General features: G+C 69.5%; 17 protein-coding genes. 9 read left to right on the forward strand and 8 right to left on the reverse strand.

The genetic code is table 11. The annotated features are described in order from the left end of the window. From NA4_RS34025 to NA4_RS34035, 3 genes are all read right to left on the reverse strand, one after another. A partial coding sequence (locus NA4_RS34025; RefSeq protein ID WP_157129465.1) for a shikimate kinase occupies positions 1–616 on the reverse strand: 616 nt, incomplete at its 3' end. Beyond that, entirely contained in the window at positions 613–1,821 is a 1,209-nt protein-coding gene (gene aroC / locus NA4_RS34030) for a chorismate synthase (protein ID WP_067479532.1), read from the reverse strand. The genes aroC and NA4_RS34025, both read right to left, overlap by 4 nt. A 94-nt stretch (positions 1,822–1,915) precedes the next feature. Continuing rightward, positions 1,916–2,761, reverse strand: coding sequence for a universal stress protein (locus NA4_RS34035; protein WP_169811167.1), 846 nt, complete (start codon positions 2,759–2,761; stop codon positions 1,916–1,918). Positions 2,762–2,778: 17 nt separating this feature from the next. Between NA4_RS34035 and NA4_RS41730 the strand changes: the two genes are divergently transcribed. Further along, positions 2,779–2,919, forward strand: a complete 141-nt coding sequence (locus NA4_RS41730) for a hypothetical protein (protein WP_169811168.1) — start codon at positions 2,779–2,781, stop codon at positions 2,917–2,919. Positions 2,920–3,011: 92 nt separating this feature from the next. Here NA4_RS41730 and NA4_RS34040 read toward each other — a convergent pair whose 3' ends face one another. Beyond that, positions 3,012–3,485 carry a prepilin peptidase gene (locus tag NA4_RS34040; protein ID WP_067479511.1) on the reverse strand — a complete coding sequence of 158 codons (474 nt, stop codon included), beginning with the start codon at positions 3,483–3,485 and terminating at the stop codon, positions 3,012–3,014. 224 nt (positions 3,486–3,709) lie between these two features. Between NA4_RS34040 and NA4_RS34045 the strand changes: the two genes are divergently transcribed. The 5 genes from NA4_RS34045 (at position 3,710) to NA4_RS34065 (ending at position 7,930) form a co-directional block, all read left to right on the forward strand. After that, positions 3,710–4,837 carry a M24 family metallopeptidase gene (locus tag NA4_RS34045; RefSeq protein ID WP_067479513.1) on the forward strand — a complete coding sequence of 376 codons (1,128 nt, stop codon included), beginning with the start codon at positions 3,710–3,712 and terminating at the stop codon, positions 4,835–4,837. A 48-nt stretch (positions 4,838–4,885) separates the two neighbouring features. Continuing rightward, a complete protein-coding gene (gene efp / locus NA4_RS34050) occupies positions 4,886–5,449 on the forward strand; it encodes an elongation factor P (protein WP_067479514.1) in 564 nt (187 codons plus the stop codon). 33 nt (positions 5,450–5,482) lie between these two features. Beyond that, positions 5,483–5,992 carry a transcription antitermination factor NusB gene (nusB, locus tag NA4_RS34055; RefSeq protein ID WP_067479534.1) on the forward strand — a complete coding sequence of 170 codons (510 nt, stop codon included), beginning with the start codon at positions 5,483–5,485 and terminating at the stop codon, positions 5,990–5,992. After that, the gene (locus tag NA4_RS34060; protein ID WP_084497704.1) at positions 5,989–6,252 is read left to right on the forward strand and encodes a YciI family protein; all 264 of its coding nucleotides are present in this window, start codon (positions 5,989–5,991) and stop codon (positions 6,250–6,252) included. The genes nusB and NA4_RS34060 overlap by 4 nt, the downstream gene beginning before the upstream one ends. A gap of 448 nt (positions 6,253–6,700) precedes the next feature. Then, positions 6,701–7,930 carry an FAD-dependent oxidoreductase gene (locus tag NA4_RS34065; RefSeq protein ID WP_067479516.1) on the forward strand — a complete coding sequence of 410 codons (1,230 nt, stop codon included), beginning with the start codon at positions 6,701–6,703 and terminating at the stop codon, positions 7,928–7,930. A 17-nt stretch (positions 7,931–7,947) separates the two neighbouring features. Here NA4_RS34065 and NA4_RS34070 read toward each other — a convergent pair whose 3' ends face one another. The 4 genes from NA4_RS34070 to NA4_RS34090 all read right to left on the reverse strand — a co-directional run bounded on the left by NA4_RS34070 (position 7,948) and on the right by NA4_RS34090 (position 11,451). After that, on the reverse strand, positions 7,948–9,114 hold the full coding sequence (locus tag NA4_RS34070) for a serpin family protein (protein WP_067479518.1): 1,167 nt from the start codon (positions 9,112–9,114) through the stop codon (positions 7,948–7,950). Positions 9,115–9,435: 321 nt separating this feature from the next. After that, on the reverse strand, positions 9,436–10,149 hold the full coding sequence (locus NA4_RS34080; RefSeq protein ID WP_067479522.1) for an HD domain-containing protein: 714 nt from the start codon (positions 10,147–10,149) through the stop codon (positions 9,436–9,438). 147 nt (positions 10,150–10,296) lie between these two features. Further along, positions 10,297–10,746: an SgcJ/EcaC family oxidoreductase gene (locus tag NA4_RS34085; RefSeq protein WP_067479524.1), complete on the reverse strand. Its 450-nt coding sequence runs from the start codon at positions 10,744–10,746 to the stop codon at positions 10,297–10,299. A gap of 78 nt (positions 10,747–10,824) precedes the next feature. Continuing rightward, entirely contained in the window at positions 10,825–11,451 is a 627-nt protein-coding gene (locus NA4_RS34090; protein ID WP_067479526.1) for an alpha-ketoglutarate-dependent dioxygenase AlkB, read from the reverse strand. A gap of 192 nt (positions 11,452–11,643) precedes the next feature. Here NA4_RS34090 and pyrR point away from each other — a divergent pair, with 192 nt between their 5' ends. The 3 genes from pyrR to NA4_RS34105 form a co-directional block, all read left to right on the forward strand. Further along, on the forward strand, positions 11,644–12,291 hold the full coding sequence (pyrR, locus tag NA4_RS34095) for a bifunctional pyr operon transcriptional regulator/uracil phosphoribosyltransferase PyrR (protein ID WP_067479528.1): 648 nt from the start codon (positions 11,644–11,646) through the stop codon (positions 12,289–12,291). Further along, entirely contained in the window at positions 12,288–13,247 is a 960-nt protein-coding gene (locus tag NA4_RS34100; RefSeq protein ID WP_067479530.1) for an aspartate carbamoyltransferase catalytic subunit, read from the forward strand. The genes pyrR and NA4_RS34100 overlap by 4 nt, the downstream gene beginning before the upstream one ends. After that, on the forward strand, positions 13,244–13,874 hold a 631-nt coding region (locus NA4_RS34105; RefSeq protein WP_157129466.1), incomplete at its 3' end, for an amidohydrolase family protein. The genes NA4_RS34100 and NA4_RS34105, both read left to right, overlap by 4 nt.

Raw genomic sequence — 13,874 nt, forward strand, 5'->3', positions numbered from 1 at the left:
GACGCCGGGCCCGGGATCGGCTGCTGCCCTGCGGGATTCCATTGGACGGCGGCCGGGCGCCGGGCTCGGTCCCGGTGCGCTGCGCGGGCTCCATGCCGAGCTTGGACATGATCATCCGCACCACTCGGCCCGGGCTGCGGCCGTCGGTGCGCACCCGGACGGTGGCCACCTCCCGGTAGAGCGGGCGGCGGGTGCGCATCAGCTCGCGGTACTTCGTGCCGGGATCCGCGCTGTTGAGCAGCGGACGCTGCGTGCTCGCTCCGGTACGCCGCAGGCCCTCGGCCACACTGATTTCCAGGTAGACGACGGTGCGGTTGCGCAGCAGCGCTCTGGTGTCCGCCGACAGCACGGCACCGCCACCGAGCGAGACGACGCCGCGCTCGGCCAGGATGGCGCGACGCACCACCCGCTCTTCGATCCGGCGGAATTCGGGCTCGCCGTCCTCGGCGAAGATCTCCGGGATGGTGCGACCGGTCTCGCGTTCGATGCCGGCGTCGGTGTCGTACAGCTCGACGCCGAGTTCCCTGGCGAGCTTGCGGCCGATCGTGGACTTCCCCGCTCCCGGCGGTCCGACCAGCACCACGCGCGGGGCGCGCGGGTCGGTCTGCACGATCATTGCGACCGACTGTCCGCGGACACGTGTGGGCGGGTGCTGATGCGCTTGACGTAGCTGGTGATGTTCTCGACCGTCTCGGTGAGCGAGTCGCCGCCGAACTTCTCCAGTGCGGCCTGCGCCACGACCAGTGCCACCATGGATTCGGCGACCACACCCGCGGCGGGCACGGCACACACATCCGAGCGCTGGTGGATGGCTACCGCTTCGGCGCCGGTGGTCATGTCGACGGTGGACAGTGCACGCGGCACCGTGGAGATCGGCTTCATCGCGGCACGCACGCGCAGCGCCTCGCCGTTGGTCATGCCGCCTTCCAAACCGCCGGCGCGGTTGGTGGAACGCAGCACTCCGTCCGAGCCGGGCCGCATCTCGTCGTGCGCTTGGCTGCCGCGGCGGCGCGCGGTCTCGAAACCGTCGCCGACCTCGACGCCCTTGATGGCCTGGATCCCCATGAGCGCGGCCGCGAGCCGCGAGTCCAGGCGGTTCTCGCCGCTGGTGAACGAGCCGAGGCCGACCGGAAGACCCTCGATGATCACCTCGACGACGCCGCCGAGCGTGTCGCCGTCCTTCTTGGCCGCCTCGATCTCGGCGATCATCGCCGCCTCGGCATCCTTGTCGAACGCGCGCACGGGGCTCTCGTCCACCGCGGCGAGATCGGCGGCGGTCGGCACGATGCCCGATGTGTTCTGCGCGGTGCCGATGGAGACCACGTGCGAGACGACCTCGGCGCCGAACGCCTGGCGCAGGAAGTTGCGCGCCACGGTGCCCGCCGCCACGCGAGCGGCGGTCTCCCTGGCGCTGGCGCGCTCGAGCACGTTGCGGGCGTCGTCGAAGTTGTACTTGAGCATGCCGGAATAGTCGGCGTGGCCCGGGCGGGGCCGGGTCAGTGGAGCGTTGCGAGCCAGTTCGGCGAGCTCGGCCGGATCGACCGGGTCGGCCGACATCACGGTGACCCACTTCGGCCACTCGGAGTTCGCGACCTCGATGGCGACCGGGCCGCCCATGGTGCGTCCGTGCCGCACGCCGCCGATGACGGTGACCTTGTCGGCCTCGAACTTCATCCGTGCGCCGCGCCCGTATCCCAGCCTGCGGCGCGCCAGCTGCGCGGAGATCTCCTCGGATGTCACCTCGACGCCTGCCACCATCCCCTCCAGGATGGCGACGAGAGCGGGACCATGGGATTCTCCGGCAGTTATCCAACGCAGCACGTGGTCCATCCTCCCATGTCGGCGCCCGTGGTCCGGAATGCGGCCCGCCGTGACGACGCGCACGCCGGCGGCAGATCGGAACGTGCGGCGCGGGTCAGCGGGCGATCACGATGGCGCGATCCACCGACCGCAGCAGTGCGTCGCCGACCGAGCCGAACAGCAGACGGCCCAAGACCCCGCGACCGCGGTTGCCAACGACGAGCAGTTGGCCGTCGTGCGAGCGTTCGAGCAGTCGGCGCTCCGGACGGTCGCGGGCGACCTCACGCCGGATGGACACCTCCGGGTACCGCTCCTGCCATCCGGCCAGGCTCGTTGCCAGCACCGCTTCCCCGGTCCGGCGCAGCGCCGTCCAGTCGCTGCCCGTGGCCGCGGGCGGCTCGATCTCGCCCCAGGTGTGCACCGCCACCAGTTCGACCCCGCGCAGGGATGCTTCGGTCACGGCCACCTCGATGGCGGCCTGCTCGGCGCCCGAACCGTCCACCCCGACGACGACCGGGCAGGTGCTCGCCCGCTCCCACAGCGGCGCCTCGGCGGGCACCACAGCGACCGGGCAGTCCGCGTCCCGCGCGACGGCCGTGCTGACCGATCCGAGCAGCACGCGCTGGATCCGGCCGGCACCGCGCGTGCCGACCACCAGCATCGCCGCGTTCCGGGAGCGCTCGATCAAGGCGGGGGCGATGTGCGCGGTGCGGATCTCGGTGCCGATGGCGATATCACGTACCGCGTGCGCGGCGGCTTCGGCCGCGCTCGCGGCGCGTTCGATCGCCTCATCCGCTTCCCGCACCCGCAGCAGCGCGGCCGGACGTGGCGGATCGTCGGTGTCGGAAGCCGGCGGCGACTCCATGACGAGCTGGATGTGCAGGGGCGCGTCGTGCAGAGCGGCGGTCTGCGCCGCCCAGCGCACCGCGACGATCGACTCCGCGGATCCGTCGGTTCCCACGACGATCGGCCTCCGCGATGGATGCCTCGGATTCACTCGGCGGCTCCTTCTCGACGCTGCATCGCTGTCCTGGCGCACTCGAGCGGCAACTCGCCGAGGGCCGCACCTCGCTACCGCAGCTCGAGCGGCTGCTCGGGGATGTCGTTGCCTGCGATTGATGGTACCGACGAATTGCGCTGTATTCGCTGGCTTCACCATCCGGCCGACGGGTTGCCCTGTTCGAGCCCCGAACGGTGCCACGACAGCGGGCTCAGCCCGAGTCCATGACCGGCGATGCGAGGACGAGCAACGTCGACAGGCACATCGAGGGCCCGTGCGGCACGGTGAACCGCGTGCCGAGCGGGCCGCCGATGAACGACGTGCGCACGCGCCGAGCGGCCAGCGCTACGGACGCAATGCAGGCCGTGAGCGCCGGTGCGCCGAGCGCCGCCAAGACCCACGCCTGGGCGCCGCCGAGCGCCGCAGCCCCGCCCAGGCCGAGCGCGAGTTTGACGTCACCCGCGCCGAGCGCGGCGGGCGCGGCCAGGTGGACCAAGAGATACGGCGTAACGAGGAATGTCGCACCGAGTGCTGCGACCGTGAATTGCCCTGTGATCAGGGCGTATCCGAGCACCGCCAGCGCGCCGAAGCCGGTCAGTCTGTTCGGAAGGCGTCGTTCCCGGAGGTCGAGCACGGTCAATGCCGCACACCATGCGGCCAAAGCGGTGAACGCGAAAGGAGACATGCCTCCACCCTCGCCCCGCGCCGGTGCCCTGGGGTCGCGCCGTGCCGAAATGTGCACAACATGAGCGAATGTGAACAGCGAATGCTCCGCACTGTGGTCTTCGCAAACGAGATCTCTTGGACGCCAGCCCATTCCGGCGCATACCGGGCGATCTCGACCCGCGGGCCGCGCATCGAGCACGTGTTGCGTGTCGGCCCGTAGCGTGTCGGCGGTAGTTTTGACCCATGTGTTCCGATCACCAGGGCCACGCGCCCGACTACGCGGCACGGCGTGGAGCGCTGCGCAGCCTGCTGGTGGAGAACCGGGTGGACGCCCTGCTGGTCACCGATCTGGTGAACATCAGGTACCTGACCGGGTTCACCGGTTCCAACGCGGCGCTGCTGGTGCACGCCTGGGACACCCGCGCCGCCGAGGACCGCAGCGTGATCGGCACCGACGGCCGCTACCGCGTCCAAGTCGCCGAGCAAGTCCCTGACCTGCGGGCGGAGATCGCGCGGGCCACCGCGCGCCGGATCGTGCAATTGGCCGGGGAGTGGCAACTCGGCCGGGTCGGCTTCGAAAGCCAGGTCGTCACCGTCGACCAGCATCGCGGCTTTCTCGAGCAGCGGACCGGTCTCGACCTCGTCGCGACGCCCGGATTGGTCGAGCAGTTGCGCATGGTCAAGGACGCCTACGAAGTCGAACAGTTGCGGGTGGCGTGCGCGGCGGGCGACGCCGGCCTCGCCGCGCTGCTGGACCGCGGCGGACTGCGGCCGGGCCGCACCGAGCGCCAGGTGGCCCGAGATCTGGAATGGGCCATGTTCGAGCACGGCGCCGAAGCGGTGTCGTTCGAGACCATCGTGGCGACCGGCGCGAACTCGGCTGTCCCGCATCACCGGCCGACCGATGCCGTGCTGGCGGCGGGCGACTTCGTCAAGCTGGACTTCGGCGCCGTCGTCGGCGGCTACCACTCGGACATGACCCGCACCTTCGTGCTCGGCGCGCCGACCGACTGGCAGCGGGAGGTGTACGCGCTGGTCCAGCAGGCGCAGCAGGCCGGACGCGAGGCGCTGCGCCCCGGGGTGCCGGTGGCCGACGTCGACGCGGCGTCGCGGGCGGTGATCGAGGCCGCCGGGCACGGCAAGCTGTTCGTGCACGGTCTCGGGCACGGGGTGGGGCTGCAGATCCACGAAGCGCCCGGAATCGCGAAAACCGGAACCGGTACACTTCTGTCTGGCGTGGCGGTGACCGTCGAACCAGGTGTGTACTTTCCCGGCCGCGGCGGGGTCCGGATCGAGGACACGCTCGTGGTGCGCGAAGGGGGCCCGGAACTGCTCACCCACACCAGCAAAGACTTGACCGTCGTCGACTGACGCCGGTCGGCCAGAGACCAAGTGGTAGAACGAGGAGATCCGAAGACAGTGGCGGACACCAGCGACTTCAAGAACGGCCTTGTGCTGAAGATCGACGGCCAGCTCCAGCAGATCGTCGAATTCCAGCACGTCAAGCCGGGCAAGGGCCCCGCTTTCGTGCGGACCAAGCTGAAGAACGTCGTGTCCGGCAAGGTGGTCGACAAGACGTTCAACGCCGGTGTGAAGGTCGAGACCGCCAACGTCGACCGCCGCGACATGACCTACCTCTATCACGACGGCACCGACTACGTCTTCATGGACGGCGAGACCTTCGACCAGCTCTCCATCGCCGAGGAGACCATCGGCGGCGGAGCCCGCTTCCTGCTGGAGAACATGACCGTGCAGGTGGCCACGCACGAGGGCGCGCCGCTGTATGTCGAGCTGCCGGTTTCGGTGGAGCTCGAGGTCACCCACACCGATATCGGCCTGCAGGGCGACCGCTCCACCGGCGGCACCAAGCCTGCGACCCTGGAGACCGGCGCCGAGGTCCAGGTTCCGCTGTTCATCAACACCGGCGACAAGCTGCGTATCGACTCGCGCGACGGCAGCTACCTCGGCCGGGTCAACGCCTGATCCGCCGACCAGCCGATCCGGGATAATGTGACCGTGGCGGAACAGCCCGTGGACAAGAAGTCCACGTACAAGAAGCTCGGCGCTCGGCACAAGGCCCGCCGGCGTGCGGTGGATCTGCTGTTCGAGGCGGAGGCCAGGGACGTCGACGCCGCCGAACTGCTCGACGAGCGCGCCGAGCTGGCCACCCGCGACCAGTCCGTCGCGCCCGTGCACGCCTACACCCGCATCTTGGTCGAGGGCGTCGCCGACGACCTCGACCGGGTGGACGGAACCATCGAGTCGTACTTGCAGGACTGGACGCTCTCGCGGCTTCCGGCCGTGGATCGCGCGATTCTGCGCATCGCGGTGTGGGAGTTGTTCCATGCGACCGACGTCCCACCGGTTGTCGCCGTCGACGAGGCGGTGGAGTTGGCCAAGGAGCTGTCCACCGACGACTCGCCGTCCTTCGTCAACGGTGTGCTCGGCCAGGTCGTCCTGGTGGCGCCGCAGGTGCGCGCCGCGGCGGCGGCCACCCGCGCCCCTCGCCGGGAGCCCGAGGCGTGAACAAGTACCTCGTACTGGTGATGCGCACCCCGCGCTTCGACGCCGCCGTGATCGAGCCGCACCGGGAGTTCCTGAAGGGGCTGCTCGAGCGCGGTCATCTGGTGGAGAGCGGCAAATTCACCGACGGCACCGGCGGCGCCTACGTCATCCGCGCCGAAAACCTGGACGCCGCAAGGGAGCTCGTCTTCGCCGACCCGGTGCACACCACCGGCTCCTCGGAATTGACGGTCTACGAGTGGGAGATCACCGTCTCCGCCTGAACGCGCGACAGCCGCCCCGCTGCTAGCCACCCGCATCGAGCGGTAACCCGCAGCTGTGCGGCTGGCCTTTTCAAGTGGCCCGACCGAAGCTGTGCTGTTTCGTTCAGTGCCGCAGGACAATTCGGCGTACACGCAAGACTCCCGCTGGGGGTGTACGGATGGACCAGCGGGAGCCCACCGGAACCAGCTGGTTCGGCGTGCGAGACGAAGCGGGAAGAGCTTCTCGATTCGACCTCGATCCGATCGTCGTACCTCGACCGCACTCGAGGTCAAGAGGCGGCCGGCAATGCGCGCTCACGGACAGTCGCGGTGCATCCGTCGGCTGAGAGTTGCCGCGGAACCGGACGACCGTCGCCGATCCAGGTCCGGCGCCGCCCGCGCCGCACTAGGATTTTGCGCGAACAGCGACACCTTTGCGGCGATGCGGCGACCGAGGAAGGGACAGTCGATGGAACGTACGACCTGCCTGGTGGTCGGTGGGGGACCGGCCGGAATGATTCTCGGACTGCTGTTGGCCCGCGCAGGTGTCGAGGTCACCGTGTTGGAGAAGCACAAGGATTTCCTGCGGGACTTCCGCGGCGACACCGTGCATCCCACCACCCTCGACCTACTCGACGAGCTGGGTCTCGGCGCGGAGTTCGCGAAACTGCCCGCGCGCAAGCTGGATCAGGTGCAACTGCCGGTCGGGGGTGGCGTGCAGACCTTCGTCACGCTGAAGAACCTGCCGGGCAAGCACAAGTACATCGCCATGGTGCCGCAGTGGGATCTGCTGGATCTGCTCGCGCGCGCCGCCGCGGCCGAGCCCGCCTTCCGGCTCCGGATGAACACCGAGGCCACCGATCTGATCTGGATCGATGGCCGGGTCGGCGGCGTCGCCTACCGGACCCTCGACGGCGCGACCGGCACGATCGAGGCCGACCTCACCGTGGCGTGTGACGGTCGCGGCTCGGTGCTGCGTTCGGCGGCGGGGCTGCCGACCCGCAAGTGGTCGACGCCGATGGACGTGTGGTGGTTCCGCCTGCCGCGCACGGAGATCGACCCCGCGGGCGCGCTGCCGATCGTCACCGCGCGGCGGGTGGCGGTCCTGCTCGACCGCGGCGACTACTGGCAGTGCGCCACCCTGATCGCCAAGGGCGCCGACGAGTCCGCCCGCCGCGGACCGGTCGAGGACATCATGCGCAGCCTGGCCGCCGCCGCGCCCTGGCTTCGTGACCGTGTCGACGCCCTGACCAGCTGGGACCAGGTGAAGCTGCTCGAGGTGAAGCTCGACCGTCTGACCAAGTGGTACACGGGCGGCCTGCTCTGCCTCGGCGACGCCGCCCATGCCATGTCCCCGGCCGGCGGTGTCGGCATCAATCTGGCCGTCCAGGACGCCGTCGCCGCGGCGAGGATTCTCGCGGCGCCACTGCTGTCGGGCACGGTAGGCACCAAGGAGTTGGCGAAGGTGCAGCGACGGCGGCGGTTCCCGACGGTGGTGACTCAGGCGATGCAACGCTTCCTGCACGCCTGGGCCATCGCCCCCGCTCTCGACGGACGCATCGATATCGCCGGTGCGTCTCGTGCGCCCATGCCGGTCCGCGTCCTGCGTCGAATTCCCGTGCTGCGCAGTGTGCCACCGTTCCTGATCGCCCGCGGCATACGACCCGAACACGCACCGCACTTCGCGCGCTGTGTTTGATCGGCGCTGCGGCCGAGTTACACCGAACCGGTAGGAGATGAAGTCGGTGGCGTGGCGATCCATCCCGCGACAACCGCCAGTCCCGTGGGGCGGTGGACGGCGAGGAAGCCGAAGGGGCGGTCGAACGTCACCGAGATGACGGTCGCCTGGTTGTTCTGGAGCACCCCACTCGCGGCGCGTAAGCCGAACGCGGTCACCGCGGCGGCTTCGAAACCCTCATGACTGAAGCGGGCCAGAACTTCTTGAGCTCCTTGACCGACACACAGTGGCACGGGAGAGATCGCGGGGAAATGACCGCTGGTGCAGTCGGTCGCAGTGGTCAGTCCGAACAGGCCGGGTCCGGCGAGCAGATCGTGGGTCGATCGAACCTCGAAGGGCGGCAGCCTGATCCGCAGCTGGTCGGCGTTGGCGCGGACCGACTCGGTGCGCACGCTGAGCCCTGGCCCTTCGGTCCCGACCGGCAGACCGGTGCGGATCGGCACTGCGCCGGACAAGGCCGCCAGGCCGGTTCCGAGTACGGTGCCGGGCGTATCCGGACCCAGCAGGAGGTGGACGTCGAGATCGGCGCTGCCTTCGACCACGACCCGCGCAACAGGCTGCGGCGCGTCCAGAATCGCGGCGTTCGTCAGGTCGGTGGTCGTCCGGGACAACCCGGGACCACGATGTCCCTGCCACGGACCGTCTTTCGGCGTCAGCATCCCGACATCGAACGGCACCCGCCAGCGGGTCTTCGCGACAAGCGCGGTGGCCAGCACCATCAGCGTTTCGCGCGCCACGGAGAGCGGGAATCGGTCGATGAGCCCCTCGGTGTGCTCTGCCGCCCAGCTGTCGAGCTCGGCCTGCCCGGCCAGCCGCGCGAGGACGCCCGCCGGCAGCCGGCCCGCCCATTTCTCGTGCAGCGGAAGATCGTTGCGCATCCACACTCCGAGAGCGGCCGATACCGCCTCGGCGCGTTCGATATCGCGCAGCAACCGCAGCGCCACGTCGTGCCCGGTCGCCGCGGGTACTCCGATCGCCGCGGCGAGCTCGTCGCGCGCCGAGCCCTCCGCCGCCGACGCGAGCAGGGCCAGCAACGGCCACACGCCCAGGCCGGACACAACGAAGTCGCGCTCGCCCGCCACCGCACACCATCGAGCGGTGAGTGTATTGGCGGCACCGACATGCAGTTCCAGGGAAGTCCGCACGCCCCCACACTATCCGCGTCGGCGTCGGCCTCGTGTTCCTACGACACGGGCGGCGAACGGCCGAAGGAAGGGGTGGATGCGGCGTGCAACCGGCGCGCGATCCTGGACGCCACCGCCGCTCTGCTCGCCGAGCGCGGTGCCGAGGCGATCACCATGGACCGCGTGGCAGCCGCCGCCGGGGTGGCAAAGGGGACGATCGTCCATCGCTTCGGAAACCGCGCCGGGCTGCTGCACGAAATGGTCGCCGAGAGCGCGCTCGTGCTGATGGACGCGATCACAGCGGCCCGCCGCCGCTGGGCCCCGGAGCGCCGGTACCGGCGATCAGTCGCGCGCGAGAATGGCGTCGAAGCGCTCGTCCGCGCGATCGAGTTGGTCGAGGATGTGCTGCCGGACGTGGTCGGCCAAAGGGGTATCCGGTCGCGTGACCAGGTCGCGGTACACCGCGGTGAGCGGGCGGTACTTGGCGGCGAGCCTGGGCATCGCGGGGCCGGTGGCGTAGAGGATGCCGACGCCGTTGTCGGTGAAGTCGGAGAATTTGATGACGCGGGCCCACGGGTCGCGATCCAGATTGGTCGCGACGTGCTCGCGGTACTGGGTCTGCCGATCGCGTGTCGGGTCGGGTTCCGGATTGGTCACGGCGGCCACCAGGTCGGCCACTCGTTCGCCGAACCGGTCGGTGAGCGTGCCGAGCGCGGCGTCCACGGTCGGGCCGGGACGGTCGGCGGCCAGCTCCGTGGCGTGATCCTCGACCGAATCGTGCAGCAGGCCCGCCGCGACCACGTCCGGATCCCTGACCTCGTAGTAGCTGATGATCCGAATGGCCACCCGCAGTAGGTGGCTGAGATACGGTTCGCGCCCATAGCGATCGTCGCGATGCAAGTCGGACGCGAGATCGAGCGCCGCGGCCAGCCGTGGTGTGTCCGGCAGTCCGGCGATTTCCAGCAATAATCGTTCGCGCAGTCCGGCCTCGCCGTAAACCTCGCTGATCGTGTGCAGCGGCATCACGGCCAAGACCCCCGCCCCTGGATTGCTCATGATTCCAGGCTATCGGGATCGGGTGACAAGCGAAAACAGGCGACATGGCCGCGAAAATGCGACACATTCGCCGGGGCGTCGCTCGGTCCGGTTGCGAGCCGGGCGACGCCCCGCATCCGCGGTCGTCCTCGTGCGTCCGTGTGGTAATTACTCGCCCTTGGGCACCAAAGTGTTCTGCCGGGCCGCCGTGTACCAGCGATCGCCCTGTTTGACAAGGACATAGAGCGCGATCATGGCGTGGTCGTCGTCGAGGAGCTCGCCGTCGGCCGTGGTTGCCCAGGCACGCTTGTGCGCGATCGCGACATCGGGTCGCAGGAACGTGATGTCGGCGACCTCGTAGCGGGCGTACTGGTCGTTCAGGAAACCGGCCAGGCCGCGACGGTTCGCGTCGAGCAGTGCGTCGAAGCCGGTGATCAGTGTGCCCACCGCGTTGACGACTGCCGCGTTCGCGGTGAAGTCGCCGGTCAGTAGGTCGGCGTCGTTGGTGTTGAACGCGGTCTCGGCGTTGGCGATGATTTGCCGGATCGCGGCGGCGTCGTCGGTGTGGTCGACCGTCGTGTCCTCGACCGGAGGTGGCGTGAATGCTGTCGTACTCATGCGGACGAGCTTCCAACCTCGATGACGGTTGAGGTCAAGCGTGTCTCGCTGTTGCCCGCCGCACAGCGGGCCAGGACGTCACCGCACGCCGTGCGGACGGAATTGGATGCTGATCCGCGGGCCGGTGGGCTTGCGGGTCTTCGGTACCGCATGCTCCCAGGTCCGCTGGCAGGAGCCGCCCATGACCAGCAGATCGCCATGTCCGACAAGGTATTTCAGACTCGCCCCGCCACCGCGCGGTCGCAGCAGCAGCGCCCTCGGCGCCCCGATCGACACGATTGCGACCATGGTGTCGTGCGTCGCGCCGCGGCCGAAGGTGTCGCCGTGCCAGGCCACGCTGTCGCGTCCGTCCCGGTAATAGCACAGCCCGGCGGTGCGGAACGGTTCCCCGAGTTCGGGCCGGTAATGCTCGGACAAGGCGGTGCGCGCGTCGGCGAGGGCGGGATCCGGCAATGGTTCGTGCTCCTCGTAGAACTTCAGCAGCCGGGGCACGTCGACCACCCGGTCGTACATCGGCCTGCGCTCGGCCTTCCACGGCACGCACTCGACCAGCCGGTCGAACAGCGCGTCGGCACCGGACAGCCAGCCGGGCAGCAGATCCACCCAGGCGCTACGGTCGAGTGCGGTGCGGCGGATATCGCGCAGCGATCCGAATTCGATGTCACCGAACCCGTCGAGCAGCGATCCCTGCAGCGGTGCGGACATGTCGCCGAGCGTACCGTTGATCGAACATATGTGCTAGCGGTTTTCGGTCAGGGTCGATCGCATCGACAGCTTTCCGTGGCTCCGCTCACAGCCCGATACGGCTGGTGAAAACCTCGATCGCGGCGCTGCTAGTCTGCTTGCCGTAAGACATCCTTTAACGGACCGTCCGGTGAGGCGGGGAAGGAGGTCGGCATGGCCGTGCCCGAAGAACGGGCCGCCAAGTCCGGCGCTGCCGAGGCATCGCAGCGACATACCCCGGAGGGGGTGGCGGCGGGGCGAGAGCTGTTGTCGGCTTCGGATGTCGGGCGGACCATCGCGCGCATCGCACACCAGATCATCGAGAAGACCGCGTTGGACGCCGGCGAGCCGGACGCGCCGCGCGTCGTGCTGATCGGCATTCCCACCCGGGGCACCACGCTCGCCGCGCGGCTCACCGACAAGATCGAGGAATTCTCCGGCGTCCGCCCGGCACTGGGCTCGCTCGACATCACCCTCTATCGCGACGACCTGCGCAGCCGCCCGCACCGGCCGCTGGAGCGCACCTCGGTTCCCGATGGCGGCATCGAGGACGCGCTGGTCGTCTTGGTCGACGACGTCCTGTTCTCCGGCCGCACCGTGCGTTCCGCGCTCGACGGCCTGCGGGATCTGGGCCGTCCTCGCGCCGTGCAGTTGGCGGTACTCGTCGACCGCGGTCATCGCGAACTGCCGATCCGTGCCGACTACGTCGGCAAGAACGTGCCGACCAACCGGTCCGAGGACATCTCGGTCCTGCTCACCGAGCACGACGGCCGCGACGGCGTGTACCTGCGCCACGGCTCGGAACAGGAGGCGGGCGCGTGAGGCATCTGCTGTCCGTCGCCGCGCTGGATCGCGCCACCGCGACCGAACTGCTCGACGAGGCCGAACGGTTCGAACAGGCTTTGCTCGGCCGTGAGGTGCACAAACTCCCCACACTGCGCGGCCGCACCGTGATGACGGTCTTCTACGAGAACTCCACCCGCACCCGGGTCTCGTTCGAAGTCGCCGGCAAATGGATGAGCGCGGACGTGATCAACGTCAGCGCGAGCAGTTCCTCGGTCGCCAAAGGCGAGTCGCTGCGCGACACCGCGCTGACTCTGCACGCCGCGGGCGCCGACGCGTTGATCGTGCGGCACCCGGCTTCCGGCGCCGCGCACCAGATCGCCCGGTGGATGGACGAATGGGCGGTCTCGGCGGGACGTGCATCCGGCCCGGCCGTCGTGAACGCAGGCGATGGTACGCACGAACATCCGACCCAGGCGCTGCTGGACGCGCTGACCCTTCGGCAGCGGCTCGGCGATATCGAGGGCAAGCGGGTCGTCATCGTCGGCGACATCCTGCACAGCCGGGTCGCGCGGTCCAACGTCTTCCTGCTGGCCACCCTCGGCGCCGAGGTGGTGCTGGTCGCCCCGCGCACGCTGCTGCCGGTCGGCGTCGACACCTGGCCCGCCCGCGTCTCGCAACATCTGGACGCCGAGTTGATCGGCGCCGACGCGGTGCTGATGCTGCGCGTGCAAGCCGAGCGGATGAACGGCGGGTTCTTCCCGTCGGCCCGCGAATACTCCATCACCTACGGACTGTCCGAGCGCAGGCTTGCCCTGCTCGACGACCACGCCGTCGTGCTGCACCCCGGTCCGATGCTGCGCGGCATGGAGATCGCGTCCTCGGTCGCGGACTCCCCGAAAGCCGCAGTGCTGCAACAGGTCACCAACGGTGTGCACATGCGCATGGCCGTCCTGTTCCGCCTGCTCGTCGGAACACAGGAGGCCCTGGCATGAGCGACACGAGTGCGAACTCCACCATCCTGATCAAGGGCGTACTGCGGTACGGCGAGGGCCAGCCGGTCGACGTGCTCGTCGCGGACGGCGAGATCCGCGAGATCGGCACCGACCTCGGCGTGGTCGGGGCCGAGATCATCGACGCGCGCGGGCAGATCATGCTGCCGGGTTTCGTCGACCTGCACACCCACCTGCGCGAGCCGGGCCGCGAGGACACCGAGACCATCGAGTCCGGATCCGCCGCCGCCGCGCTCGGCGGTTACACCGCGGTGTTCGCGATGGCCAACACGAACCCGGTCGCCGACTCGGTGGTGGTCACCGACCACGTGTGGCGCCGCGGCCGGGAGGTCGGGCTGGTCGACGTGTATCCGGTCGGCGCGGTCACGGTCGGGCTGGAAGGCAAGCAGCTCGCCGAGATGGGCACCATGGCCGCGGGCGTCGGGGCGGTGCGGATGTTCTCCGACGACGGCCACTGCGTCTACGACCCGCTGATCATGCGCCGCGCCCTCGAGTACGCGAACTCCCTCGGCGTGCTGATCGCGCAGCACGCCGAGGAGCCGAGGCTGACCAAGGGCGCGGTCGCGCACGAGGGCCCGACCGCGGCCCGGCTCGGCTTGGCCGGCTGGC

It is taken from the genome of Nocardia amamiensis NBRC 102102, from assembly GCF_001612745.1.
GTDB classification, from domain to species: Bacteria; Actinomycetota; Actinomycetes; order Mycobacteriales; family Mycobacteriaceae; genus Nocardia; species Nocardia amamiensis.

What these genes read in the sequence shown, in the direction of transcription:
- NA4_RS41730 (WP_169811168.1), top strand. Translation starts at nt 2,779, where the DNA reads ATGGATGCCTCGGATTCACTCGGCGGCTCCTTCTCGACGCTGCATCGC.
- NA4_RS34040 (WP_067479511.1), bottom strand. Translation starts at nt 3,485, where the DNA reads ATGTCTCCTTTCGCGTTCACCGCTTTGGCCGCATGGTGTGCGGCATTG.
- NA4_RS34045 (WP_067479513.1), top strand. Translation starts at nt 3,710, where the DNA reads ATGTGTTCCGATCACCAGGGCCACGCGCCCGACTACGCGGCACGGCGT.
- NA4_RS34065 (WP_067479516.1), top strand. Translation starts at nt 6,701, where the DNA reads ATGGAACGTACGACCTGCCTGGTGGTCGGTGGGGGACCGGCCGGAATG.
- NA4_RS34080 (WP_067479522.1), bottom strand. Translation starts at nt 10,149, where the DNA reads ATGAGCAATCCAGGGGCGGGGGTCTTGGCCGTGATGCCGCTGCACACG.
- NA4_RS34085 (WP_067479524.1), bottom strand. Translation starts at nt 10,746, where the DNA reads ATGAGTACGACAGCATTCACGCCACCTCCGGTCGAGGACACGACGGTC.
- NA4_RS34090 (WP_067479526.1), bottom strand. Translation starts at nt 11,451, where the DNA reads ATGTCCGCACCGCTGCAGGGATCGCTGCTCGACGGGTTCGGTGACATC.
- pyrR (WP_067479528.1), top strand. Translation starts at nt 11,644, where the DNA reads ATGGCCGTGCCCGAAGAACGGGCCGCCAAGTCCGGCGCTGCCGAGGCA.